Here is a 23,741-nt window from a genome sequence, read left to right on the forward strand (position 1 = left end):
GTTTGGTCCGGGCCTGGGCCCGTGCCGTCCCGCGGGTGGGGGCGGAGGGGACCTGGGGAATCCGGGTGGATTCCCCAGGTTCACCTCCTAATAGCCTAAGGGGTTACGAACATCCCGAATGTCGGGACGTCACTCACCCTTGGCCTTGGCGATGATGTCGTCCGCCACGTTCCGCGGAACCTCGGCGTACGAGTCGAACTGCATCGAGTAGCTCGCGCGACCAGAGGTCTTGCTGCGCAGGTCACCGACGTAGCCGAACATCTCGGAGAGCGGCACCAGCGCCGAAACGACGCGGGCACCGTGACGCTCGTCCATGGACCGGATCTGGCCACGGCGAGAGTTGATGTCGCCGATCACGTCGCCCATGTAGTCCTCGGGCGTGGTGACCTCGACGGCCATCATCGGCTCCAGCAGAGCCGGGCCGGCCTTCTTCGCACCCTCCTTGAACGCCATGGAACCGGCGATCTTGAAGGCGAGCTCGGAGGAGTCGACGTCGTGCGAGGCACCGTCGAGCAGGGTCACGCGGACACCCTGGAGCGGGTAGCCGGCGAGGACACCGAACTCCATGGCCTCCTGGCAACCGGCGTCGACCGAGGGGATGTACTCCTTCGGAACGCGGCCACCGGTGACCTTGTTCACGAACTCGTAGCCCTCGCCGGACTCGATCGGCTCGATCGCGATCTGGATCTTCGCGAACTGGCCGGAGCCACCGGTCTGCTTCTTGTGCGTGTAGTCGATGCGCTCGACGGCCTTGCGGATCGTCTCGCGGTACGCGACCTGCGGCTTGCCGACGTTGGCCTCGACCTTGAACTCACGGCGCATACGGTCGACGAGCACCTCGAGGTGCAGCTCGCCCATACCCGCGATGATGGTCTGGCCGGTCTCCTCGTCCGTGTTGACCTGGAAGGACGGGTCCTCCTCGGCGAGACGCTGGATGGCGACACCCAGCTTCTCCTGGTCACCCTTGGACTTGGGCTCGATCGCGACGCGGATGACCGGGGCCGGGAAGTCCATGGACTCCAGGATGACCGGGTTCTTCTCGTCGGACAGCGTCTCACCGGTGGTGGTCTGCTTGAGGCCCATGACGGCGATGATGTCGCCGGCGCCCACCGAGTCGATCTCCTCACGCTTGTTCGCGTGCATGCGGTAGATCTTGCCGATGCGCTCCTTCTTGCCCTTGACGGAGTTCAGCACCGAGGTGCCGGACTCCAGGCGGCCGGAGTACACGCGGACGAAGGTGAGCTTGCCCAGGTGCGGGTCAGACATGATCTTGAACGCGAGCGCGGCGAGCGGCTCGTCGTCCGAGGCCTGACGGACGATCTTCTCGTCGGGGTTGTTCGGCTTCGTGCCCTCGATGCCCTCGATGTCGAGGGGCGACGGCAGGTACTTCACAACCGCGTCGAGCAGGGGCTGGACGCCCTTGTTCTTGAACGCCGAGCCGCAGAAGATCGGGGTGAAGTCCGAGTTCAGCGTGCCCTTGCGGATCGCGGCGACCAGGACGTCCTCGGGGATGTCCTCGCCCTCGAGGGCGAGCTCCATGACCTCGTCGGAGACGTTGGACACGGTGTCGAGGAGCTGCTCGCGGTACTCGGCAGCCTTGTCCGCCAGGTCGGCCGGGATGTCGACGGTGTCGTACATCTCGCCCTTGGGCGCGTCCGCGGACCAGACCAGGGCCTTCATCTTCACCAGGTCGACGACACCGGTGAAGTCACCCTCGGCGCCGATCGGGAGCTGCATGACCAGCGGGGTCGCGCCGAGGCGGTCCACGATGGTCTTGACGCAGAAGTAGAAGTCCGCGCCCGTGCGGTCCAGCTTGTTGATGAAGCAGATGCGCGGGACGCCGTAACGGTCGGCCTGACGCCAGACCGTCTCGGACTGGGGCTCGACACCGGCAACGCCGTCGAACACCGTCACGCCGCCGTCGAGGACGCGGAGCGAACGCTCCACCTCGACGGTGAAGTCGACGTGACCCGGGGTGTCGATGATGTTGATGGTGTTGTCGACACCGTCGAGGGTCCAGTGACAGGTCGTCGCGGCCGACGTGATCGTGATGCCGCGCTCCTGCTCCTGCTCCATCCAGTCCATGGTGGCAGCGCCATCGTGGACCTCACCGATCTTGTACGACACACCGGTGTAGAACAGGATCCGCTCGGTGGTGGTGGTCTTGCCCGCGTCGATGTGGGCCATGATCCCGATGTTCCGGGTCTTGGCCAGGTCAAGGGAGGTTGCAGCCATGGTGGCTCGTTCTCTCTCTGTCTAGTGACGGGGTTCGGACTACCAGCGGTAGTGCGCGAAGGCCTTGTTGGACTCGGCCATCTTGTGGGTGTCCTCACGACGCTTCACGGAAGCACCGAGGCCGTTGGAGGCGTCGAGGATCTCGTTGAGCAGACGCTCGGTCATGGTCTTCTCACGACGGGCGCGGGAGTACCCGACCAGCCAGCGAAGGGCCAGGGTGTTGGCGCGGCCCGGGCGGACCTCGACCGGCACCTGGTAGGTGGCGCCACCGACGCGGCGGGACTTCACCTCAAGGGTGGGCTTGACGTTCTCAAGCGCACGCTTGAGGGCGACCACGGGGTCGGCACCGGTCTTCTCACGGACGCCCTCGAGGGCGCCGTAGACGATCCGCTCGGCGGTGGAGCGCTTGCCGTGCAGCAGGATCTTGTTGACCAGCGAGGTCACCAGCGGGGAGCCGTAGACCGGGTCAATGATGACCGGGCGCTTCGGGGCGGGGCCCTTACGAGGCATTCTTACTTCTCCTTCTTGGCGCCGTAGCGGCTGCGAGCCTGCTTGCGGTTCTTGACACCCTGGGTGTCAAGCGAACCGCGGATGATCTTGTAGCGGACACCAGGAAGGTCCTTCACACGGCCACCGCGAACCAGCACGATGGAGTGCTCCTGCAGGTTGTGGCCCTCGCCCGGAATGTAGGCGGTGACCTCGATCCCGCTGGTGAGGCGCACACGGGCCACCTTGCGAAGCGCGGAGTTCGGCTTCTTCGGGGTGGTGGTGTACACACGCGTGCAGACGCCACGGCGCTGGGGGGAACCCTTCAGCGCGGGCGTCTTGTTCTTCTCGACCTTGTCCTGCCGGCCCTTTCGGACCAGCTGCTGGATCGTAGGCACCGTTTCTCCGTTTTCTGTGTGCCAAGGCTGCGTAAAACTAACCTGCGATGTCCTCAACTCTCCGACCCACGCGGTCGGGTGTGTTGAGCCTCGTCCGAGGAACGGAATCCATGGATGTGCAGTGACGCCGCTCACGGAGCGGTGAACCGCTCCGGCACTGCGGCCGGTCTGCTGGCACGCACAAGGACCCGGGGACACCCCAGGCACAAGGTCAGAGCGTACCTAGCGCATCCGCGCCGGTCAAAACAAATGCAACGCCGCAGCTCCGCCCGCGACCGGGCCGGTCACGGGCGGTGGCCGGGGCGGCACCGGGGCCCGGCGGCTCAGCCCGAGGCGGCCAGGCTGATCATCGCCAGCACCCAGAACGACACCGCCATCCAGCCGAACACCAGGCCGGCGGTGGCCATCCCGTCGCCCTCCTCGCGGCTCTGCCGGATCTGACCCTTCGCCAGGTGCCCGGTCACCACGGCCGGCACGCCCGTCATGCCGAGGCTCGGCAGGCACAACAGCCCGAGCACCAGGGAGGTCACGGCCAGCGGGTTGGTCCGGGCCTTGGGCGGCGGGAAGTACGGCGGCGGCAGCGGGGCGACGGCGGCCATCGGCACCACCATCGGCGTCGGTGCCGGGCCGACGGGCAGGTCCGAGACCAGGTAGGCGAGTTGGCCGTACGTCTTGGCCCGCTGCACCGCCTCGAAGCGCTGGCCGTACTCGTCGGCGGACAGCCGACCCTCCGCGTACGCGGCCTTCAGCACGTCTACCGCGCGCTCGCGGTCGGTGTGGCCGGCCCGCATGGCCAGCTGGGCGTCCTGCTGACGCGCCGGCTGCTGCTGCGGGTACTGCGGACCCCACGGCTGGACGTTCATCGGTCCTCCTCGTGTCCCCCAGTCAGCATGACGAAGGACACCGCCCGGCAGTTGCAACTTCACCCGGAAGGACCATGATCACTTCCCGCCGTTCGAAGGGTGCCGCCGTCCGGGGTTCCTCTGAAAAGCTGACGGTAGACCCGTACCTAGGAGTGCGCACATGACACCTGCCGTCAGCATCCACGACCTGTGGAAGCGCTTCGGCGACCACGCCGCCGTGGCCGGACTCACCCTCGACCTGCCCGCCGGCTCCTTCATCGGCCTGGTCGGACCCAACGGGGCCGGCAAGACCACCACCCTCTCGATGGTCACCGGCCTGCTCAGGCCCGACCACGGCACCGTGCGGGTGCACGGCGCCGACGTCTGGGCCGACCCGGTGAGCGTGAAGGCCCGGATCGGCATCCTGCCCGAGGGCCTGCGCATGTTCGAGCGGCTCAGCGGCCGCGAGCTCCTCCAGTACAACGGGCGGCTGCGGGGGCTGCCCGGTGCCGAGGTGGACCGCCGCGCCGAGGAACTGCTCACCGTGCTGGACCTGCAGGCCGCCGCCGACAAGCTGGTGGCCGACTACTCCACCGGCATGCGGAAGAAGATCGGGCTGGCCGCCGCGCTGCTGCACAACCCGGACGTGCTCTTCCTCGACGAGCCCTTCGAGGGCGTCGACCCGGTCTCCGCCCAGACCATCCGCGGGGTGCTCAAGCGGTACGCCGCCAGCGGCTCCACCGTGGTCTTCTCCAGCCACGTGATGGAGCTGGTGGAGCAACTCTGCGACTGGGTCGCGGTGGTGAACGCGGGTCAGGTGATCGCCCAGGGCCCGCTGGACGACGTCCGCGGCGAGCGCTCGCTGCACACCGCCTTCCTGGAACTGATCGGCGTCCGCGAGGACGAGGGCCAGGGCCTGGACTGGCTGGGCGAGGCGAAGTGAGCGCCGCCGTCACCCCGGACGCGGTGGTCGTCCGCACCCTGGTCCGGCTCAAGCTCCGGCTGCTCGCCAACGGGCTCAGGCGCAGCCCGGGCCGGCGGGCGCTGTACGTGATCGGCTCGCTGGCCGGCCTCCTGCTCACCGCGCTGATCGCCACCGCCTTCGCCTTCCTGCACGGCCACGCCGGGGCCGGCGACGCCGCCGTGATGCTCACCACCTCGATGGCGATCGGCTGGGGCGCACTCCCCCTCTTCTTGTTCAGCAGCGACGAGGCCGCCGACCCCACCCGGCTGACCATGCTGCCGCTGCGTCCCGCCGCGATGCTGCGCGGCACCCTGCTGGGTGCGCTGATCGGGCCCGGCCCGGTGATCGCCCTGGTGATGCTGAGCGGCGCCGCGGTGGCCGGCTCGGCGGGCGCGGTCTCGGTGCCGTTCGCGGTGCTCGGGGTGCCGCTGACGGTGCTCACCCTGGTGACGCTCTCCCGGGCGGTGGCGGCGGGCAACGCCAAGCTGCTCTCCAGCCGCCGGGGCAAGGACTTCGCGATCTTCGGCGGCCTGCTGTTCGCGCTGCTGATCCAGGTCGGCAACCTGGTCTCGCAGTCGATCCTCGGCAAGTCCGGCGAGAAGGGCCTGGACCTCTCGCCGCTGGAGCCGTTCGCCGCGGTGCTGCGCTGGATCCCGCCGGTCAGCGCGCTGGACGCGGGCCGGACGGCCGGCGAGTCCGTGCCGCTGGCGCTGCTCCAGCTGGCGGCCACCGCCGCACTGCTGGTGCTGCTGCTGCGCTGGTGGCGTCGGAGCCTGGTGGACCTGATGGTCACCGCGGACTCCTCCACCCTGATCACCACCCGCCAGGTCGGCCGCTCCACCCGGGACTTCTTCCCGGAGGGCCGGGTCGGCGCGGTGATGCAGCGTCACCTGCGCTACGCCTGGCGCGAGCCGCGGGCCAAGGCGGCCGTCTTCACCAGCATCGGCATGACGCTGGTGATGTGCGTGCTGTCGATGGTGCAGGGCTGGGCCACGGTCTACCTGGTCTCCTTCACCGGCATGATGCTCGGGCTGCAGATGGTCAACCTGTTCGGCATGGACGGCTCGGCGTTCTGGATGGTCTCGGCCACCCTGGCCGGCCCGGCCGACGCCCGGGACGAGCTGCGCGGCCGCGCCTACGGGGTGCTCTCGTACGCGGTGCCGGTGACGGTGGTGCTGTCGCTGGTGCTGGCGGTGGTCACCGGGAAGTGGTCCGAGTGGCCGCCGGCGCTCGGCCTGGCCCTCGCCGGCCTCGGCGCCGGGGTCGGTGCCGGGGCGCTGCTCAGCGTGCTGGCCCCGTTCGCGCTGCCGGCCGACTCCAACCCGATGCGCAACGCCGCACCGGGCCAGGGCGGACTGGTGATGCTGAACACCTTCGGCTCGATGCTGCTGGCCGCGCTGATCGCCTCGCCGGTCGCCCTGCTGATGCTGGTGCTGCCCGAGTGGACGGTGCTGCCGGGCGGGCTGCTGTACGGCGCGCTGTTCGCGGTGCTCGGCACCCGGCTGGCGGCCGCCCGGCTGCTGGAGCGGCTGCCGGAGATCCTGGCGACGGCGATCGAGCGCTGACCGCGTCCGTGTGAGGACGACGATGCCGGGGCGGCGCTGCCGCTCCGGCATCATTGCTGTGGTCCCCCCTCTTCCTTCTCCTGTGCGAGGCAGATCACCGTGCCCCAGCAGTCCACCGCCGAAGCCCTGGTCGCGCAGGCCGTCGCCCAGGTGACGGGCGCCGAGCCGGAGCGCCTCGACCTCGCCCTCGACACCGGGGCCTCGCTGCTCGCCGCCGCCGACTGGACCGAGGTCAGCCGGGCCCTGGTGGCCCAGGCCGAACGGACCGTCAGCCGCGCCTGGACGGTCGGCTGGCGCCCCGCCGACCTGGCCCGGATGGTCCGCCGCGAGCTCGGCCCCGTCCACCAGGAGCTCGGGGTCGACCTGATCGCCGCCGAGCAGCGCCGGCACCCGGCCGCCGCGCTGGACCGGCGCTGGCACGAGCAGCTGCGCGAACTCGCCACCGAGGTGTGGTGGGACGGCGACGGCGCCTACCTCGCCGCCTACGCCGCCAAACACCGCTTGGACCGCTTCGCGCTGGCCACCGCCGCGCTGGAGCTGATCCGGCTCTGGGCGCTCCTGCCCCCCGTCACGCCGGTCGGGCCGGCCCCGGGCGCCGCCGCCCCGGTGGAGCACCGCGCGGTGGGGCCGGTGCCGGGCGAGCCGAAGATGCTCTCCCGGATCCGGGCGCTGCTGGCCAAGGCCGAGTCCACCGAGTACCCGGAGGAGGCGGAGGCGCTCACCGCGAAGGCGCAGCAGCTGATCGCCCAGCACAGCATCGACGAGGCCCTGCTGACGGCCGGTCAGGACTCCTCCAGCACGCCGGGTGCGGTGCGGATCGGGGTGGACAACCCGTACGAGAGCCCGAAGGCGATGCTGCTGGACGCGGTGGCGACGGCCAACCGGTGCCGGACGGTGTGGGCCAAGGAGTTCGGCTTCTGCACGGTGATCGGCTTCGACTCGGACCTGGACGCGGTGGAGCTGCTCTACACCTCGCTGCTGGTGCAGGCGACCGCCGCCATGCAGCGGGCCGGCAGCCGGCACCACAAGGAAGGCGCCTCGCGCACCAAGTCCTTCCGGCAGTCCTTCCTGATCGCCTACGCCGCGCGGATCCGCGAGCGGCTCACCACCGCCACGGCGGAGGCGGTCGCGGGGCACCGGGTCGGCGAGGACGGGACGGCCGAGCGGCTGGCGCCGGACGAGCGGCTGCTGCCCGCGCTGGCGGCCCGCGAGGAGGCGGTCGACCACACGGTGGACCGGATGTTCCCCCGGCTCACCTCCCAGCGGGTCCGGGTCTCCAACGCGGACGGCTGGTACGAGGGGCGCGCCGCGGCGGACCGTGCGGCTTTGAACGGCCGCTCGGGGTCCATCACACGCTAGTGGTCACCCCGGGGGCGCGAGGAACTGCGCGCGGGGGAACGGCAACACGTGCAACTGGCTGACGTGCCCCGATCCCACGCTGGGCCGCCTTCCGGACTCGCGCCCGCGCGGCGGAGCCGCAGATCAGCAGAGCCCCGCGCCCCCGGCAGCACCATCTGCCAGGCTGGCGGCATGGCCGAACCGAGGACCGTGCCGACCGACGAGGATCCCGCCGTGTTCCTGGCCGCCGTGCCGGACGGGTGCCGGAGGGCGGACGCGCAGGCGCTGACGCTCTACGTCGCGGAGGGCTTCGAGCGGCACGCGGAGCTGCTGGCCCGGCTGGGGCCGGTGACCGTCGGCAAGGGGTGCCTCTACGTGAAGCGGCTGGACGCCGTGGACGGCGAGGCGCTGCGCGAGCTGGTCGGCAGTGCCTTCGCCGCCTTCGACGGACGGGTCGTCACCCCGTGAGTCGGCGCTCGGTTCAGCGCTTGGTGGAGTCGACGATGACCGGGTTGCCGGTGCCGCCGCAGGGGCTGGCGTAGACCGGGTTCTTCTCGGCGGCGGCCTTGAAGGCCTCGATGCACTGGCTGAGCAGGATCTTGTCGGTCAGCGAGTTGGCGAGCAGCTGGTTGGCGTTGGCCTGGGCCTCGGCCTCGATCTTCTTCTTCTCGGCCTCGGCCTTGGCGGTGGCGACGGAGGCCTGGGCCTGGGCGGTGGCCTGGTCCTGCTGGATCTTGGCCTCGATGGCCTTCTGCAGGGAGTCGCTGGGCTTGACGTTGCGCAGGTTGACGCCGTTGACGACGATGCCGCGCGGGGTGAGGCGCTCGACGACCAGCTTGTCGATCTCGGAGCTGATGGCCTCGCGCTTGGAGCTGTAGCCCTCGACGTTGGTGTACCGGGCGAAGACGTTGCGGATGATCTCGCGGCTGTCGGAGTAGACCAGCCGCTGCTGCACCGACTCCTCGCTGCCGGCCAGCTTGTAGAGGTCGACGGCGTGCTTGGGGTCGATGGACCACTTCAGCGTGACGTCGGCGAAGAGGACTCCGCCCTCGGAGGAGCGGACCTCGACGGTGGTGTCGCCGGTGAGGTTGAGGTCGACCGGGCGGGTGGAGAAGGTGGTGACGTCGGTGAGCGGGGACTTGAGGTGGAGGCCGGGCTGCCAGGCGGAGCCGACCTTGCCGAGGGTGGTGGGGACGCCGACCTCGGTGGGCTCGACCACGTGGACGAAGGTGGTCAGGCCGAGGCCGAGGCCGAGCAGCAGCGAGGCCAGGCCGCCGAAGATCGAAGCCCGGCCGTCGAAGGCCCCGCGCCAGCGGAGGACGAGCAGGACCACGCCGACGACCAGCAGGATGACGGATATCAGCAGCATGGCCGCAGCCTAGGGGCGCGGCGATCTTCCTGACAGTGCGTCACCCAGTGTTCGCCGAACCGTGGGTGTCCGTTCAGCCCCGGCGCGCGCCGTTCAGTCCCAGAGGGCGCCGAAGGCCAGCAACTCCTCGCGGTACTCGATCCGTTGGACCCAGTCGGCCGGCCAGGCGTCCAGGCCGTGGTGGGCGCCGGCGAAGGCGCCGGCCAGGCAGGCGATGGAGTCGGAGTCGCCGCCGGAGACGGCGCCGCGCCGGACGGCCGCGACCGGGTCGTCGGGGAAGAGCAGGAAGCAGAGCAGGCCGGTGCCGAAGGCCTCCTCGGCGATCCAGCCCTCGCCGGTGACGGCGCACGGGTCGCCCTCGGGCTCGGGGTGGGCGAGGGCCGCGTCCAGCCGGTCGAGCTGGTGCAGGCACTCGTCCCAGCCGCGCAGGGCGAAGTGCTCGGGCGAGGGGTCCTGGGCGCCGTCGGCCAGGTCGCCGAGCCAGAGCGCGTCGTAGCCGCGCGCGCGGACGGCGAGCGCGTACTCCCGGAGCAGGCCGGGCAGTTCGGCCGGGGCGGCGCCGTTCACCAGCAGGTGGACGGTGTGCGCGGTGAGGTCGCTGGCGGCCAGCGCGGTGGGGTGGCCGTGGGTGAGGCCGGACTGCAGCTGCGCGGCGCCCGAGCGCTGGCGGTCCGTCAGGCCGGGGACCAGGCCGACCGGGGCGACCCGCATGTTGGCGCCGCAGCCCTTGGAGCCGAGGTCGCTGGCCTGCTGCCAGGTGGTGTCGGGCTTCCGCAGGCGGTTGCAGGACTGCAGGCAGGTGGTACCGGGGGCCCGGTTGTTGTCCGGGTCGTGGTACCAGTGGACGAACTCCTCGCGGACCCGGTTGGCGAGGCGCAGCGGAGCCAGCGGGCCGCGCTCCAGGGCGGCCCGCAGGCCGGTGGCCAGGGCGAGCGTCATCTGGGTGTCGTCGGTGACCAACGCCCGCTTGGGGAGCTGGCGTTCGCGCCACGGCGTGCCGCGCAGCAGCTCCTCGTACGGAGTGAACTCGGTCTCCTTGCCCAGCGCGTCACCGATCGCCAGGCCCACCATGGTGCCGCTCGCCCGTCGCATGCCCATCCCCCCTGTCAGATCTCCACCAGCAGCTCTTCGAGCCCCCGGATCACGTACCCCGGCCGCCAGCGCGGCTCGGTGACCAGCCGCAGACCGGGCGCCCGCCGCAGCAGCGCCCCGTAGGACTCGGTCAGCTCCAGTCTGGCCAAGGGGGCGCCGAGACAGAAGTGGATTCCGGCGCCGAAGGTGATGTGCGCGTTGTCGGTGCGGCCGAGGTCGAGCCGGTCGGGGTCGGGGAAGCGCTCGGGGTCGCGGTTGGCGGAGCCGAAGAGCAGGGCGATCTCGGCGCCGCGCGGGATCGTGGTGCCGTGCAGCTCGACGTCGTCCAGCACCCAGCGCTCGAACATCTGGAGCGGGGTGTCCCAGCGCATCAGCTCCTCGACGGCGGTGGGCAGCAGGGCCTCGGGCTCGGCGCGCAGCCGGGCCAGCTCGGCCTCGTTGCGGAACAGTGCCCACCAGCCGTTGCCGGTGGTGTTGACGGTGGCCTCGTGGCCGGCGTTGAGCAGCAGGACGCAGGTGGAGACCATCTCCTGCTCGGTCAGCGCGTCGCCGCCGTCGGCGGCGGCGACCAGGGCGCTGATCAGGTCCTCGCCGGGCTCGGCGCGGCGGGCCCGGATCAGGCCGCGCAGGTAGTCGGAGAACTCGGTGGAGGCGGTGACGGCCCGTCGGGCGGTCTCGTCGGAGGGGTTGAGCTCGAACATCGCGGTGATGTCGGCCGACCAGGGGCGCAGCAGCTGCCGGTCCTCGGCCGGGAAGCCGAGCATCTCGGCGATCACCGCGACCGGCAGCGGCTCGGCCACCTTCGCGATCAGGTCGCCGCCGCCGTCCCGGAGCAGCCCGTCGACCAGCTCGCCGGCCAGCTTCTCCACGGTCGGCCGCAGCCCGGCCACCATGCGCGGGGTGAAGGCCTTGGACACCAGCCGGCGGATCCGGGTGTGGTCGACGCCCTCCAGGTCGAGCAGGCCGTGCTCGTTGAGGGTGTGGAAGGCCTCGTGCGCCGGGTCCGGCTCGGGGCGGCCGAACTCGGCGTGGGTGAAGCGGTGGGTGTAGGTGCGGCCGAGCCGGCGGTCCCGCAGCAGCGCGTTGACGTCGGCGTAGCGGGAGACCAGCCACTGCCCGCTGTGCTCGTGGAAGACGACCGGCGCCTCGGTGCGCAGCCGGGCGTACGCCTCGTAGGGGTGCGCGACGAACTCCGGCGACCACGGGTCGTACGCGGCGGCCACGGCGGCCCTGCTGTCCTGCTCGGCCATGCTGGTGCCCTCCCAGACTGTGCGGGGAGGGCCATCGTACGCAGACGGCCGAACGGACCGTCAGGTCGGTCGTCAGACGGCCAGCAGGCGTTCGACCAGGGCGGGCAGGGCGGTGGAGATCGGCTCGCGGATCACCTCGTGGGCCATCTCGTCGTACGGGGTGGGCTCGCCGTTCACCACGATCAGCCGCGCCCCGTTCGTCACGGCCACCTCGGCCAGGCCGGCCGCCGGGTGGACCTGGAGGCTGGTGCCGACCGCGACGAACACCTCGCAGGCGATCGAGACGGCCTCGGCCTGGTCCAGCACCGTGAGGTCCAGGCTCTCGCCGAACATCACGGTGCACGGCCGCAGGATCCCGCCGCAGACCAGGCAGGCCGGGTCGGGCTCGCCGGCCTCGACCCGGGCCAGCGCCCCGGTCATCGGCCCCCGGTCGCCGCAGGAGGCGCAGCGCACGTCCCGGGCGGTGCCGTGCAGTTCGAGCACCTTGCGCGGGGTCTGCCCGGCGGCCTGGTGCAGGCCGTCGACGTTCTGGGTGAGCACCCGCATCGGCACCCCGGCCCGCTCCAGCTCGACCAGGGCGCGGTGGCCCGCGTTCGGCTCGGCGTGCAGGGCCCCGGCGTCGCGGCGCATCAGCCAGGCCCGGCGGCGGATCTCGGTGTCGGCCAGGTAGGGACCGATGGTGACCAGCTGCTGAGCGCTCGGGTCGCGCTGCCAGAGGCCCTTGGGGCCCCGGTAGTCGGGGATGCCGGAGTCGGTGGAGATCCCTGCTCCGGTGAGGACGGCGGTGAGCGGACGCTTGGTGGTCATGCCGGTGACGTTACGGTCCGTCAGGCACCGCCCGCGAGTGGGTTTCCGGGCCGCTACGGTGGTGCGGTGAACAGCACGAAGGCGCTGGCGACCTGGCTGACGCGGCGCACCCCGGAGCAGCTGACCGTCCTGCTGGAGGAGCGCGGCCTGCCGCACGGACGCTCCGACGCCGCCGATCCGCTCCGGCTGGCCGAGCTCCTGCTGACCGCCCCCTCGGTGCGGCTCGCCCTGACCGGCCTGGACCGGGCCCGGCTCCAGGTGCTCGCCGCGGTGGCCGTCCTGGCCGAGCGCCGGTACGGGCCGGTCGCCGACGCCGCCGGGCCCGCACTGACCGGCTTCGCGGGGCGTCGCCCGGGCGGCTGGGCCGGTGCGGACGGCCTGGAACCGTCCGAGCGGGCCGTCGAGCGGGCCGACCTCGCGGCCGCGCTCGGCCCGCTCGGCGCCCGGGCCCTGACGCTGCTCGACGACCTGGCCGCGCGTGCGCTGCTGCTGCCGCCGCACGGCTCGTCACTGGTCCTCCCGGCCGTGCTGTACCGGCCGTCCGGCGGCCTGCTGGGGTACGGGCGGCCGGCCGAGGTGCTGTACTCCGACGCCTACCTGGCGGCCCAGGTCCGGCTGGTGGAGGACTCGTTGGGGCTGGGTCCGGCGCGCAGCCGGGAGGAGGCGCAGCGGGGTGTGGTCGCGCTGCTGCGGGATCCGGCGACCGTGCGGGAGGTGGTGGCGGGGGCACCGGAGGCGGTGGTCCGGCTGCTGGGCTCGCTGGCCGCGCCCGGGCTCGGTTCACCGCGACTGAGCAGCGGGTACTTCCGCTCGGAGGACACCGGGCCGTTCGCCAAGTACCGCTTCCCGCCCGATGGTTCGGGGGATCCGACGGTGGCGTGGGCGGCCGCGCGCGGGCTGCTGGCACCGGCGGGGCCGGGCGTCGTGGAGTTGCCGTACGAGGTGGGGCTGGCCCTGCGCGACCCGTCGTGGCCGCTGCCCTTCGAGCCGGATCCGCCGACCGCCGTCGCCGAGCGGGACGGGGACACGGGCGGCGACGCGAGCACGGGCCACGCACTGGCCGAGGCCCAGGCGGCCGCGACGGCCTCGGCCTCCCGGGTGGAGGTACTGCTGCGGGCGGTCGCGGCCCGGCCGCTGACGCTCCGCAAGGCGGGCGGGATCGCCGTACGGGACACCGCCCGGCTGGCCAAGGAGATCGGGGCCGGGGAGGCGCAGACCCGCCTGTGGCTGGACCTGGCCGCCAACGCCGGCCTGCTCGCCCCGCACCGCGAGCCGTCGCCCGCGCCCGCCCGGGGCCGCCGCCCCGCACCCGCTCCGGCCGCGCAGCTGCTGCCGACCGCCCGCTACGACACCTGGCTGGCCGCCTCCCCCGCGGCGCGCCTGCTGCCGCTGGTCGCGGCCTGGGCGGTGACGCCCGAGGTCTTCACCCGTGAGCACGGCGGCCCGGAGGTCGCCCTGACGACCCCTCAGGACCGGACGGCGGTGCCGCTCCGCCGCTCCTTGCTCGCCGCACTGGCCTCCCGCGCGGGGGACGCAGGCGCTGGCTCTGCGGAAGGTGGTCACCCCGGGGGCGCGGGGAACTGCGCGAAGGGGAACGCAACGACCCGTGTGCCGGGTACGGACACTCACGTGCAGGTGGATCCCCGTACCCGGCAGACGGACCCGCTTCTTCCGCAGCGCGCAGTTCCTCGCGCCCCCGGTGTGACCACCACCCTCGCTGCCCCCCCCGAGGAACCGCTGCCCCCGGGGGAACCGCCGCCCTAGTGGAGTCGGCCGCCTGGTACGCCCCGTTGGTGGTCGAGGTCAACACCGCCACCCAAGACTCCGCCCGGGCCACGCTGGACGAGGCCGCGCTGCTCGGAGTGGTCGGGCACGGCGTGCTCACCCCCGTGGGACACGCCGTGCTCGACCTGCTCCGGGCCGGTGCGGACCGTTGCTTCCCCGCCGTCCCCGGTGCCGGGCCCTCCCTCGACCGGCACCCCGCGCTGGCCACCGCCGTGGCCGGGCTCCGCGACGCCCTGGCCGGCCTCGTCCCCGAGCCGGCCCGGACCGCCCGGTTCCAGGCCGACCTCACCGCTGTGGTGACCGGACCCGCCTCCCCCGAGCTGGCCGAGCTGCTGGCCGGAGCCGCCGACCGGGAGTCCGAGGGCCACGCCACCGTCTGGCGGTTCGGCCCCGCCTCCGTCCGCCGGGCGCTGGACGCCGGCCAGGACGCCACCGAACTGATCGACCGGCTGCGGGAGTTCAGCACCGCCGCGGCCCCGCTCCCGCAGCCGCTGGAGTACCTGGTCCGGGACACCGCCCGCACCCACGGCCGGATCCGGGTGGCCGCCGCCGGCAGCTGCCTGCGCTCCGACGACGAAGCGCTGGTGCTGGAGCTCGCCCACAGCCGCCCGCTGGCCAAGCTCGGGCTGCGCCGGGTCGCACCGACGGTGCTGATCGCCGCGGCCGCTCCCGAGGCCACCCTGGCGGCGCTGCGCGCGGCGGGCTACGCCCCCGTGCTGGAGGCGAGCACCGGCGTCACCGTGGTGGAGCGCGCCCCGGCCCTGCGCGCCGACCAGCCCATGCCGGAACTTCCCACCACAGCAGCCGAGTTGGCATCGGCGCTGAGTAAGGTCAGAGCACCCGCTTGATCTCGCCCCGAGCGCGGTAGAAGCCGCCCCGGCCGGACTCCAGCACCTCCGACACCCAGTAGCGGGCGCCCGGCACCCGGACCTCCTTCGGGAACTGCACCCGCCAGTCCGCACGGAAGCCGGGCGTCACCACCCGCACCCTGGTCCGGGCGCCCTCCTGCACGCACTCGACCTCGACGCCGCCGTCCAGGGCTCCCGTCACCACCTCGACCTCGGCGCTCGGCACCACCCGCTCCCAGCCCGAGGCCTTCACGTCGGTGGTCCGCGGGAGGTGTCCGCCCTCCGCCGCCCGGACGGCCTCCTCGCTCGCGTCCAGGCAGGCCAGCGAGCCGTCGGTGGTGACCAGGTAGAGCCGGCCGTCCCGGTACTGCATGGAGTACGCCGAGCCGCAGCCGGTGCCCAGCTTCCAGAGCCGGGTGCCGTCGGCGGCGAAGCAGTAGACCGAGGAGTGGTTGTCCCCGGCGAAGACGTACCGGCCGTCCGGCGAGGCGGCGCAGGAGAACACCGCGGCGTCGCACCGGTAGAGCCCGGTCTGCGCCCCGTCGGACTTCCGCAGCCGGTGCACCACGCCGCGCGAGGTGCCCGCGAAGACCTCGTCCCGCTCCTGCCAGCCGAACAGCACCGCGCCGGTGGTCGGGGTGTGCCACTCCTGCTCGCCGCCGGCCGCGTAGCGCGTCACGCCCCGGTCGTAGCCGTGGTAGACCGCGTCCCCGTCGCAGCGCACCATCCAGCCGGCGCTGCCGCCCCGGGTGGCGCGGCGCCACTGGAACTCGTCCTCGTGGTCCACCGTGGTGATGCCGCCGACCGCGTCCGCCACACCGAGCAGGCCGTCGTGGATGTCCAGCCAGTAGATGTCCACGTCGGCGGCGATCTCGTACGCCACCCGGGGGACCTTGCCGCCCAGGTCGTAGACCTTGCCGTCGTCGCAGCCGGCGTAGATCCAGTACTCGTCCGCGACGATGCACTTCACGCCGTCGGGGAGGCCGTAACGGCCCGTCACCTCGCCGTCGTGGGTGAGGGTGTAGACGTCGCCCTGCTCGTTCCCCACCCAGGCGTGCTCCTGCCCGACGAAGACCCCGAAGGCCGGGGCGCCGGAGCGGAACCGCCAGAGCAACGGGGCCTGGTGCGCCGTGGAGCGGGAGCTGACGATCTGGCGGCGCGTCACCGAGCGGCGCTGCCGCACCCCGCGCACCGCCGGGGCGTAGCCCTTGCGGACCTTCTCCCCGACCTTCTTCGCCGCCGCGGCGGCCGCCTTCTCCGGCGTCGGGTAGACGGTGGCCTTGCGCTGGCCCGGCTCGCCGATCCGGCCGTAGGTGACGGTCAACTCGGCCCCGTCCAGCCGGACTTCGTAGAACTTGTGGGCGCTCCCGGCATCCTCGGAGAGCTCCAGGTAGGTGACCTGCTCGGTGGCGACGGACATGGCTGGGGAGCCCTCTCGGGACGGTGGGGTGGGGTGACGGGAACGAATCTACGCGGCCCCACCGACAGCCACCGGCCGCCGCTCCAGCGGGCTGAGCGCCAGCACCCAGAGCACGGCGGCCACCGGCAGCAGGTCCAGGCTCACCGCCGACAGCGCCACTCCGGCGGCCGCCACCAGCGGGCTCCACCAGGCGGTGCGGCGGGCCGCCGCGACGAGCAGCGCGACCAGGCCGAGGTGGAACAGCAGCGGCCCCACCTGGTAGAACGCCGGCAGCACCCCGGGCACGTCCTGCACCCGCTGGAACAGCTCCCGCATCGCGGCCTTGTCCTCCGCCACCAGGCCCACCCAGAGGTCCACCAGCACCTGCCCGACCGAGGCGGCCAGCCCCAGGTACGCCAGCGGGCCCAGCACCCGGCCGAACCCCCGGGCCCGGCGCGCCAGTTCGGCCAGCACCGGGACGAACAGCAGCAGCCCGAGCAGCAGCAGTGCATGGCCGATCAGCCAGCTCGGTCCCGGCTCCCGCGACTCCGGCAGCAGCCGGACCGCTCCGTAGAGGCCGAACAGCAGCGGCGCGACCAGCGCCGGACGGTCCCAGGTCATCGTCGAACTCCCTTGGTGGTGACGGCTTCTCGATGACCACCAGCCTGCCGTCCGGGCGCCGCCCGGGGATCGCCCGCGCCGGTGAACCGGTGGCCTCCCCCGCGCGGGGGAGGCCACCGGGATCAGTCCTCCCCGGCCACCACCGCGCCGGACTCGTACGCGAAGACCACCGCGTGCACCCGGTCCCGGAGCTGCAGCTTGGCCAGCACGTTGGAGACGTGCGTCTTCACGGTGTGCTCGCTCACCACCAGGGCCCCGGCGATCTCCGCGTTGGAGAGCCCGCGCGCGAGCAGCCGCAGGGTCTCCGCCTCACGGGCCGTCAGCTGCTCCAGCAGCCGCGACGGCGGCCGCTGCGGCCCCGGGCCGGAGCCCCGGCGGGCGGTGAACTCGCCGATCAGCCGGCGGGTCACCGAGGGCGCCAGCAGCGCCTCGCCGGAGGCCACCATCCGCACCCCGTGGGCCAGGTCGTCCCGGCGGACGTCCTTGAGCAGGAAGCCGCTGGCCCCGGCGTACAGGGCGTCGTAGACGTAGTCGTCCACGTCGAAGGTGGTCAGCATGATCACCTTGGTGGCCGGGTGCTCCGCACAGACCCGGCGGGCCGCCTCCAGGCCGTCCATCACCGGCATCCGGACGTCCAGCAGCAGGACGTCCGGGGCGAGTTCGCGCACCCGCTCGACCGCCTCCGCACCGTTGGCCGCCTCCGCCACCACCTCGATGTCCGGCTGCGCGTCCAGGATCATCCCGAACCCGGCCCGCACCAGCTCCTGGTCGTCGGCGACCACCACCCGGATCGTCATGCTGCTCCCCTTCTCAACTCGCCAACGGCAGGCGGGCGCTGACCACGAAGCCGCGCCCCTCGGGGCCGGGCCCCGCCTCCGCCCGGCCGCCCACGGCGGCCGCCCGTTCCCGGATGCCGACCAGCCCACGGCCGCCCGACCACTCCCCCGCCCGCGGGGCACCGACCCCGCGCCCGTCGTCCGCCACCCGCACCAGCAGCTCCCGGCCGGTACGGGTGACGCTCACCTCGGCGGAGGTCGCCCCGGCGTGCTTCACCGTGTTGGTGAGCGCCTCCTGCACGATCCGGTACGCCGCGGCCTGCACCTCCGGCGGACCGGCCTCGGCGCATTCCAGCTCCACCCGCAGCCCCGACTCCCGGACCCGCTCCACCACCGCCGGCAGCTCCGTCAGGGTCGGCTGCGGGGCCAGCTCGGGGCCGGCCCCCTGCTCCTTCAACACTCCCAGCACCCGACGGAGTTGGACCATCGCGTCCCGGCCGGAGTCGGCGATCGTGTCGAAGGTGCGCACCGCCCGGTCCGGATCGCTGCGCACCACCAGCGGGCCCGCCTCGGCCTGGATCACCATCAGCGAGACCGCGTGCGCCAGGATGTCGTGCATCTCCCGGGCGATCCGGGCCCGCTCCTCGGCCACCGCGCGGGCCGCGTCCACCTCGGCCCGGCGGGCCAGCTCACCGGCCCGGTCCGCGGCGTCCGCCGCCTTGCGGCGCAACTCCCGCACCAGCGAACCGAAGACGAACGCCCCGACGGAGGTCAGCAGGCTGAACAGCGCCCCGTTCAGCGAGCGGGTGCCCGCCACGTTGCCCCAGACCAGGCCGGTCAGCATCAGCCAGCGCTGCCAGTCCCGGCCCCGGTCCGCGACGGTGTAGACCGTCACCACCGCCGCCAGTGGCACCTGCGGCATCGCCGAGTGCGCCGCCACCGTCACCCCGATCGAGGCCACCGCGTTCAGCAGGAAGACCGTGAACGGGGCGCGCCGCCGCCACACCACCGGCAGCGCGGTGGCCACCGCCAGGGCGTAGACCCACCACTCCCAGGCCGGCTCGTCGTGCCAGACCGTCCAGACCGCGATGGCCGCCGAGGCCACCGCCAGCCCGACGTCCAGCACGTACGGATCCACCCCGGCCCACCGGGCCCGCCACCACGCCCCGGCCCGCTCCGCGCACGCCCGCCACCGCTCCACCCCGACCTCACCCCCGTGAAGTCGATCATCCCGCACGGCGCCTCCCTCAGCCACCGACCACCGTCACGTCACCCGTCGCCGCCCGCGCCGTGACCTTCCACTCCGACGCGATGCGCACCGGCACGTCCACCCGCACCGACCCGGTGCCCGCCTCGGCGTCCACCGCGTACTCCTCGCCCTTCGGCAGCTCCAGCCGCACGTCGCCGGTGCCGGCCACGGCCCGCACGCTCCTCGGCGCCACCGCGAAGGCCCCCCGGACGTCCCCCGTCCCGGCCTCCGCCGTGACCACCCCGGTCAGCCCCGCCAGCCGCACGTCACCGGTGCCCGCCTTCACCTTCACCTCGGTCCCGGTCGGCACCCGCACCACGTACCCCACCGAGCAGTCGTGGCCCGGGCACCGGTACGACAGCGTCAGCGTCCCGTCCACCAGCTCGTGCCGGACCTCCGGCGCCTTCCCCCGCCACTCCTGACGCTCCGTCACCGCCACCCCCGACCCCTCCCCCGTGACCTGCACGTCCCCCGTCCCCGAGTCCACCACCAGCACCCGCACCGGCCCGTCCACCGCGTACGCGGCCTCCCGGCGCTCCGGCTCCGCGGCACACCCGCCCGCCCCCGCCAGCACACCCGCCACGACCACGCCCGCCACCAGTACCCGCTTCACGACCAAGCCCTCCGCAGTCCGAACCAACTGCCCCCAGCCTGGCCCGCTCCCCCGCCCCGCACCTCCCTCCCCGGAGCGGTCCTGCGCACTCCCCCGGGCGGGGGAGGAAACGCCGCAGGGCGGCCACCCCGTGTGGGGTGACCGCCCTGCGATCAGGTGACTGACCGTCAGCCCGTGTACGGGCCGTAGTCGTAGTCGTCCAGCGGAACGGCCTGGCCGGAGCCGGCGCCGAAGGGCGACAGGTCGTAGTCGTCGTAGCCGACGGCCGAGTACATGGCGGCCTTGGCCTCCTCGGTCGGCTCGACCCGGATGTTGCGGTAGCGGGGCAGACCCGTACCGGCCGGGATGAGCTTACCGAGGATGACGTTCTCCTTGAGGCCCAGCAGCGGGTCCGACTTGGCGTGGATCGCCGCGTCGGTGAGGACCCGGGTCGTCTCCTGGAAGGAGGCGGCCGACAGCCAGGACTCGGTGGCCAGCGAGGCCTTGGTGATACCCATCAGCTGCGGACGGCCGGAGGCGGGGTGACCGCCCTCGGAGACCACGCGACGGTTCTCCTGCTCGAAGCGGCCGCGCTCGACGAGCTCGCCCGGGAGCAGCTCGGCGTCGCCCGACTCGATGATCGTCACGCGGCGGAGCATCTGCCGGATGATGATCTCGATGTGCTTGTCGTGGATCGACACACCCTGCGAGTTGTAGACCTTCTGGACCTCGGCCACCAGGTGGACCTGGACGGCACGCTGGCCCATGATGCGCAGGACGTCGTGCGGGTTGGTCGCACCGACGGTCAGCTTCTGGCCGACCTCGACCGCCTCGCCCTCGGAGACCAGCAGCTTGACGCGCTTGGAGACCGGGTAGGCGATCTCGTCGCTGCCGTCGTCGGGGGTGACGACCAGCTTGCGGGTCTTCTCGGTGTCCTCGACCCGGACCCGGCCCTGGGCCTCCGAGATCGGGGCGACACCCTTGGGGGTGCGCGCCTCGAAGAGCTCGACGACACGGGGCAGACCCTGGGTGATGTCGTCACCGGCCACACCACCGGTGTGGAAGGTACGCATCGTCAGCTGGGTGCCGGGCTCACCGATGGACTGGGCGGCGATGATGCCGACCGCCTCACCGATGTCGACCAGCTTGCCGGTGGCCAGCGAACGGCCGTAGCACATGGCGCAGGTGCCGACCGCCGACTCACAGGTGAGGATCGAGCGGGTCTTGACCTCGCCGATGCCGTGACGGATCAGCTCGTCGATCAGGACGTCGCCGAGGTCCGTGTTGGCGGTGGCCAGCAGCTTGCCGTCGACGGTGATGTCCTCGGCGAGCATGCGGGCGTAGACGCTGGTCTCGACGTCGTCCGTCTTGCGCAGCGAGCCGTCCTCGCCGCGGACGCCGATCGCCAGCTTGAGGCCGCGCTCGGTGCCGCAGTCCTCCTCGCGGATGATGACGTCCTGCGAGACGTCCACCAGACGACGGGTCAGGTAACCCGAGTCGGCGGTGCGCAGCGCGGTGTCGGCCAGACCCTTACGGGCACCGTGGGTGGAGATGAAGTACTCCAGCACGGACAGGCCCTCACGGAACGAGGCCTTGATGGGACGCGGGATGGTCTCGTTCTTCGCGTTCGACACCAGACCACGCATACCGGCGATCTGACGCATCTGCATCATGTTTCCACGAGCACCCGAGTCCACCATCATGAAGATGGGGTTGGTCTTCGGGAAGTTCGCGTTCATCGCCTCGGCGACCTCGTTGGTCGCGCGGGTCCAGATGCCGATGAGCTCGCTCTTGCGCTCCTCGTTGGTGATCAGGCCGCGCTCGTACTGGCGCTGCACCTTCTCGGCCTGGGCCTCGTAGCCCTCGAGGATCTGCGGCTTGCTCGGCGGGACGACGACGTCCGAGATCGAGACGGTGACGCCGGACCGGGTCGACCAGTGGAAGCCGGCCGACTTGAGGTTGTCCAGGGTCGCCGCGACGACGACCTTGGGGTAGCGCTCCGCCAGGTCGTTGACGATCGCGGAGAGCTGCTTCTTGCCCACCTCGTAGTCGACGAACGGGTAGTCCTCGGGCAGCAGCTCGTTGAAGAGCGCGCGGCCCAGGGTGGTGCTCAGGCGGAAGGACTCGCCCTCGAACCAGGAGGTCTGACCCTCCTCGTCCACCGGCGGGGTCCAGCCGCGCGGCGGCACGGTGCCGACCGGCAGGCGCAGGTCGATCGGGGCCTGGACGTCCAGCTCGCGGGCGTCGAAGGCCATGATCGCCTCGGCGGTGGAGGAGAAGGAGCGGCCACCGCCCTTCACCTCCTCGCGGTCCGAGGTGAGGAAGAACAGACCGAGCACCATGTCCTGGGTCGGCATGGTGACGGGGCGACCGTCGGCCGGCTTCAGGATGTTGTTCGAGGACAGCATCAGGATGCGGGCCTCGGCCTGCGCCTCCGCGGAGAGCGGCAGGTGGACGGCCATCTGGTCACCGTCGAAGTCCGCGTTGAACGCGGTGCAGACGAGCGGGTGGATCTGGATGGCCTTGCCCTCGACCAGCTGGGGCTCGAAGGCCTGGATGCCGAGGCGGTGCAGGGTGGGCGCACGGTTCAGCAGCACCGGGTGCTCGGCGATGACCTCTTCGAGGACGTCCCACACCACGGGGCGGGCGCGCTCGACCATGCGCTTGGCCGACTTGATGTTCTGCGCGTGGTTCAGGTCCACCAGGCGCTTCATCACGAACGGCTTGAAGAGTTCCAGCGCCATGGCCTTGGGCAGACCGCACTGGTGCAGCTTGAGCTGCGGGCCGACGACGATGACCGAACGGGCCGAGTAGTCGACGCGCTTGCCGAGCAGGTTCTGACGGAAACGACCCTGCTTGCCCTTGAGCATGTCGCTCAGGGACTTCAGCGGACGGTTGCCCGGGCCGGTGACCGGCCGGCCACGACGGCCGTTGTCGAACAGGGCGTCGACCGCCTCCTGGAGCATGCGCTTCTCGTTGTTCACGATGATCTCGGGCGCGCCGAGGTCGAGAAGCCGCTTCAGGCGGTTGTTGCGGTTGATGACGCGGCGGTACAGGTCGTTCAGGTCGGAGGTGGCGAAGCGGCCACCGTCGAGCTGGACCATCGGACGCAGGTCCGGCGGGATCACCGGGACGCAGTCCAGCACCATGCCGTTGGGCTTGTTGGTGGTCTGCAGGAAGGCGGAGACGACCTTGAGGCGCTTGAGCGCACGGGTCTTCTTCTGGCCCTTGCCGGTCCGGATGATCTCGCGCAGGCGCTCGGACTCCTCGGCCAGGTCGAAGGTCTCGAGGCGGTCCTTGAGGGCCGCCGCGCCCATCGAGCCGGAGAAGTAGGTGCCGAAGCGGTCGCGCAGCTCGCGGTAGAGCAGCTCGTCGCCCTCGAGGTCCTGGACCTTGAGGTTCTTGAAGCGGGCCCAGACCTCGTCGAGGCGGTCGATCTCGCGCTGCGCGCGGTCGCGCAGCTGCTTCATCTCGCGCTCGGCACCCTCGCGCACCTTGCGGCGCACGTCGGCCTTGGCACCCTCGGCCTCGAGCTCGGCGAGGTCGGTCTCGGCCTTCTTCGCGCGGTTCTCGAGGTCGGAGTCGCGACGGTTCTCGATCTGCTGGCGCTCGACGGAGACGTGCGCCTCCAGCGACGGCAGGTCGCGCTGACGGCGCTCGTCGTCGACCCAGGTGATCATGTAGGCGGCGAAGTAGATGACCTTCTCGAGGTCCTTCGGCGCCAGGTCCAGCAGGTAGCCCAGGCGGGACGGGACACCCTTGAAGTACCAGATGTGGGTGACCGGGGCGGCCAGCTCGATGTGGCCCATCCGCTCGCGGCGCACCTTGGCGCGGGTCACCTCGACGCCGCAGCGCTCACAGATGATGCCCTTGAAGCGGACGCGCTTGTACTTGCCGCAGTAGCACTCCCAGTCCCGGGTGGGGCCGAAGATCTTCTCGCAGAAGAGCCCGTCCTTTTCCGGCTTCAGGGTGCGGTAGTTGATGGTCTCCGGCTTCTTGACCTCGCCGTGGGACCACTGGCGGATGTCGTCGGCGGTGGCCAGGCCGATGCGGAGCTCGTCGAAGAAGTTGACGTCAAGCACTGGTCGTCAAGCCCTCTTTCGTGAATCGAGGTTCTGTCTGTTG

20 protein-coding genes are annotated in these 23,741 nt (G+C 72.1%); 6 read left to right on the plus strand and 14 right to left on the minus strand.

Annotated features, from left to right (window positions below):
• Nucleotides 1-129: 129 nt before the first annotated feature.
• The 4 genes from fusA to ABD946_RS22325 all read right to left on the minus strand — a co-directional run bounded on the left by fusA (nucleotide 130) and on the right by ABD946_RS22325 (nucleotide 3,982).
• Nucleotides 130-2,235: an elongation factor G gene (gene fusA / locus ABD946_RS22310; protein ID WP_345286247.1), complete on the minus strand. Its 2,106-nt coding sequence runs from the start codon at nucleotides 2,233-2,235 to the stop codon at nucleotides 130-132.
• Between the two features lie 39 nt (nucleotides 2,236-2,274).
• A complete protein-coding gene (rpsG, locus tag ABD946_RS22315; RefSeq protein ID WP_030457432.1) occupies nucleotides 2,275-2,745 on the minus strand; it encodes a 30S ribosomal protein S7 in 471 nt (156 codons plus the stop codon).
• A 2-nt stretch (nucleotides 2,746-2,747) separates the two neighbouring features.
• Complete coding sequence (gene rpsL, locus ABD946_RS22320) at nucleotides 2,748-3,119, minus strand: 30S ribosomal protein S12 (protein WP_014144289.1); 372 nt, start codon at nucleotides 3,117-3,119, stop codon at nucleotides 2,748-2,750.
• Nucleotides 3,120-3,442: 323 nt separating this feature from the next.
• Nucleotides 3,443-3,982, minus strand: a complete 540-nt coding sequence (locus ABD946_RS22325; protein ID WP_345286250.1) for a DUF1707 and DUF4190 domain-containing protein — start codon at nucleotides 3,980-3,982, stop codon at nucleotides 3,443-3,445.
• Nucleotides 3,983-4,142: 160 nt separating this feature from the next.
• On the opposite strand from ABD946_RS22325, the gene ABD946_RS22330 reads away from it, so the two are divergent.
• The 4 genes from ABD946_RS22330 to ABD946_RS22345 all read left to right on the plus strand — a co-directional run bounded on the left by ABD946_RS22330 (nucleotide 4,143) and on the right by ABD946_RS22345 (nucleotide 8,296).
• Nucleotides 4,143-4,904, plus strand: coding sequence for an ABC transporter ATP-binding protein (locus tag ABD946_RS22330; protein WP_345286251.1), 762 nt, complete (start codon nucleotides 4,143-4,145; stop codon nucleotides 4,902-4,904).
• Nucleotides 4,901-6,490 (plus strand): transporter, encoded by a 1,590-nt coding sequence (locus ABD946_RS22335; RefSeq protein WP_345286253.1) that lies wholly within the window; start codon nucleotides 4,901-4,903, stop codon nucleotides 6,488-6,490. Before ABD946_RS22330 ends, ABD946_RS22335 begins: the two co-directional genes overlap by 4 nt.
• Nucleotides 6,491-6,616: 126 nt before the next feature.
• Entirely contained in the window at nucleotides 6,617-7,849 is a 1,233-nt protein-coding gene (locus tag ABD946_RS22340; RefSeq protein WP_425558680.1) for a DUF2786 domain-containing protein, read from the plus strand.
• 171 nt (nucleotides 7,850-8,020) lie between these two features.
• A complete protein-coding gene (locus ABD946_RS22345; protein ID WP_345286257.1) occupies nucleotides 8,021-8,296 on the plus strand; it encodes a hypothetical protein in 276 nt (91 codons plus the stop codon).
• A 13-nt stretch (nucleotides 8,297-8,309) separates the two neighbouring features.
• Here ABD946_RS22345 and ABD946_RS22350 read toward each other — a convergent pair whose 3' ends face one another.
• The 4 genes from ABD946_RS22350 to ABD946_RS22365 all read right to left on the minus strand — a co-directional run bounded on the left by ABD946_RS22350 (nucleotide 8,310) and on the right by ABD946_RS22365 (nucleotide 12,346).
• The gene (locus ABD946_RS22350; protein ID WP_345286259.1) at nucleotides 8,310-9,197 is read right to left on the minus strand and encodes a prohibitin family protein; all 888 of its coding nucleotides are present in this window, start codon (nucleotides 9,195-9,197) and stop codon (nucleotides 8,310-8,312) included.
• A gap of 93 nt (nucleotides 9,198-9,290) precedes the next feature.
• Nucleotides 9,291-10,289 (minus strand): ADP-ribosylglycohydrolase family protein, encoded by a 999-nt coding sequence (locus ABD946_RS22355; RefSeq protein WP_345286260.1) that lies wholly within the window; start codon nucleotides 10,287-10,289, stop codon nucleotides 9,291-9,293.
• 14 nt (nucleotides 10,290-10,303) lie between these two features.
• Nucleotides 10,304-11,539, minus strand: a complete 1,236-nt coding sequence (locus tag ABD946_RS22360) for a cytochrome P450 (protein ID WP_345286262.1) — start codon at nucleotides 11,537-11,539, stop codon at nucleotides 10,304-10,306.
• Nucleotides 11,540-11,611: 72 nt separating this feature from the next.
• Nucleotides 11,612-12,346 (minus strand): SIR2 family NAD-dependent protein deacylase, encoded by a 735-nt coding sequence (locus tag ABD946_RS22365; RefSeq protein ID WP_345286264.1) that lies wholly within the window; start codon nucleotides 12,344-12,346, stop codon nucleotides 11,612-11,614.
• Between the two features lie 66 nt (nucleotides 12,347-12,412).
• On the opposite strand from ABD946_RS22365, the gene ABD946_RS22370 reads away from it, so the two are divergent.
• Together ABD946_RS22370 and ABD946_RS22375 are read left to right on the plus strand one after the other, a co-directional pair.
• A complete protein-coding gene (locus ABD946_RS22370) occupies nucleotides 12,413-14,110 on the plus strand; it encodes a hypothetical protein (RefSeq protein WP_345286265.1) in 1,698 nt (565 codons plus the stop codon).
• Nucleotides 14,110-14,979: a helicase-associated domain-containing protein gene (locus ABD946_RS22375; RefSeq protein ID WP_345286267.1), complete on the plus strand. Its 870-nt coding sequence runs from the start codon at nucleotides 14,110-14,112 to the stop codon at nucleotides 14,977-14,979. Before ABD946_RS22370 ends, ABD946_RS22375 begins: the two co-directional genes overlap by 1 nt.
• Here ABD946_RS22375 and ABD946_RS22380 read toward each other — a convergent pair.
• The 6 genes from ABD946_RS22380 to ABD946_RS22405 all read right to left on the minus strand — a co-directional run bounded on the left by ABD946_RS22380 (nucleotide 14,963) and on the right by ABD946_RS22405 (nucleotide 23,698).
• Nucleotides 14,963-16,399, minus strand: a complete 1,437-nt coding sequence (locus ABD946_RS22380) for a WGR domain-containing protein (RefSeq protein WP_345286269.1) — start codon at nucleotides 16,397-16,399, stop codon at nucleotides 14,963-14,965. The genes ABD946_RS22375 and ABD946_RS22380 overlap by 17 nt on opposite strands.
• A gap of 48 nt (nucleotides 16,400-16,447) precedes the next feature.
• On the minus strand, nucleotides 16,448-16,999 hold the full coding sequence (locus tag ABD946_RS22385; RefSeq protein WP_345286271.1) for a hypothetical protein: 552 nt from the start codon (nucleotides 16,997-16,999) through the stop codon (nucleotides 16,448-16,450).
• 122 nt (nucleotides 17,000-17,121) lie between these two features.
• Nucleotides 17,122-17,796 carry a response regulator gene (locus tag ABD946_RS22390; protein WP_345286273.1) on the minus strand — a complete coding sequence of 225 codons (675 nt, stop codon included), beginning with the start codon at nucleotides 17,794-17,796 and terminating at the stop codon, nucleotides 17,122-17,124.
• 13 nt (nucleotides 17,797-17,809) lie between these two features.
• Entirely contained in the window at nucleotides 17,810-19,012 is a 1,203-nt protein-coding gene (locus tag ABD946_RS22395; protein ID WP_345286275.1) for a sensor histidine kinase, read from the minus strand.
• 10 nt (nucleotides 19,013-19,022) lie between these two features.
• Nucleotides 19,023-19,637 carry a DUF4097 family beta strand repeat-containing protein gene (locus tag ABD946_RS22400; RefSeq protein ID WP_345286278.1) on the minus strand — a complete coding sequence of 205 codons (615 nt, stop codon included), beginning with the start codon at nucleotides 19,635-19,637 and terminating at the stop codon, nucleotides 19,023-19,025.
• A gap of 167 nt (nucleotides 19,638-19,804) precedes the next feature.
• Nucleotides 19,805-23,698, minus strand: a complete 3,894-nt coding sequence (locus ABD946_RS22405) for a DNA-directed RNA polymerase subunit beta' (protein WP_345286280.1) — start codon at nucleotides 23,696-23,698, stop codon at nucleotides 19,805-19,807.
• Nucleotides 23,699-23,741 lie beyond the last annotated feature (43 nt).

Source organism: Kitasatospora albolonga (genome assembly GCF_039535905.1).
GTDB lineage: Bacteria > Actinomycetota > Actinomycetes > Streptomycetales > Streptomycetaceae > Kitasatospora > Kitasatospora albolonga.

Coding starts and splice junctions, on each gene's coding strand:
- fusA (WP_345286247.1), bottom strand. CDS start 2,235: ATGGCTGCAACCTCCCTTGACCTGGCCAAGACCCGGAACATCGGGATC.
- rpsG (WP_030457432.1), bottom strand. CDS start 2,745: ATGCCTCGTAAGGGCCCCGCCCCGAAGCGCCCGGTCATCATTGACCCG.
- ABD946_RS22325 (WP_345286250.1), bottom strand. CDS start 3,982: ATGAACGTCCAGCCGTGGGGTCCGCAGTACCCGCAGCAGCAGCCGGCG.
- ABD946_RS22330 (WP_345286251.1), top strand. CDS start 4,143: ATGACACCTGCCGTCAGCATCCACGACCTGTGGAAGCGCTTCGGCGAC.
- ABD946_RS22345 (WP_345286257.1), top strand. CDS start 8,021: ATGGCCGAACCGAGGACCGTGCCGACCGACGAGGATCCCGCCGTGTTC.
- ABD946_RS22350 (WP_345286259.1), bottom strand. CDS start 9,197: ATGCTGCTGATATCCGTCATCCTGCTGGTCGTCGGCGTGGTCCTGCTC.
- ABD946_RS22355 (WP_345286260.1), bottom strand. CDS start 10,289: ATGCGACGGGCGAGCGGCACCATGGTGGGCCTGGCGATCGGTGACGCG.
- ABD946_RS22360 (WP_345286262.1), bottom strand. CDS start 11,539: ATGGCCGAGCAGGACAGCAGGGCCGCCGTGGCCGCCGCGTACGACCCG.
- ABD946_RS22365 (WP_345286264.1), bottom strand. CDS start 12,346: ATGACCACCAAGCGTCCGCTCACCGCCGTCCTCACCGGAGCAGGGATC.
- ABD946_RS22380 (WP_345286269.1), bottom strand. CDS start 16,399: ATGTCCGTCGCCACCGAGCAGGTCACCTACCTGGAGCTCTCCGAGGAT.
- ABD946_RS22385 (WP_345286271.1), bottom strand. CDS start 16,999: ATGACCTGGGACCGTCCGGCGCTGGTCGCGCCGCTGCTGTTCGGCCTC.
- ABD946_RS22390 (WP_345286273.1), bottom strand. CDS start 17,796: ATGACGATCCGGGTGGTGGTCGCCGACGACCAGGAGCTGGTGCGGGCC.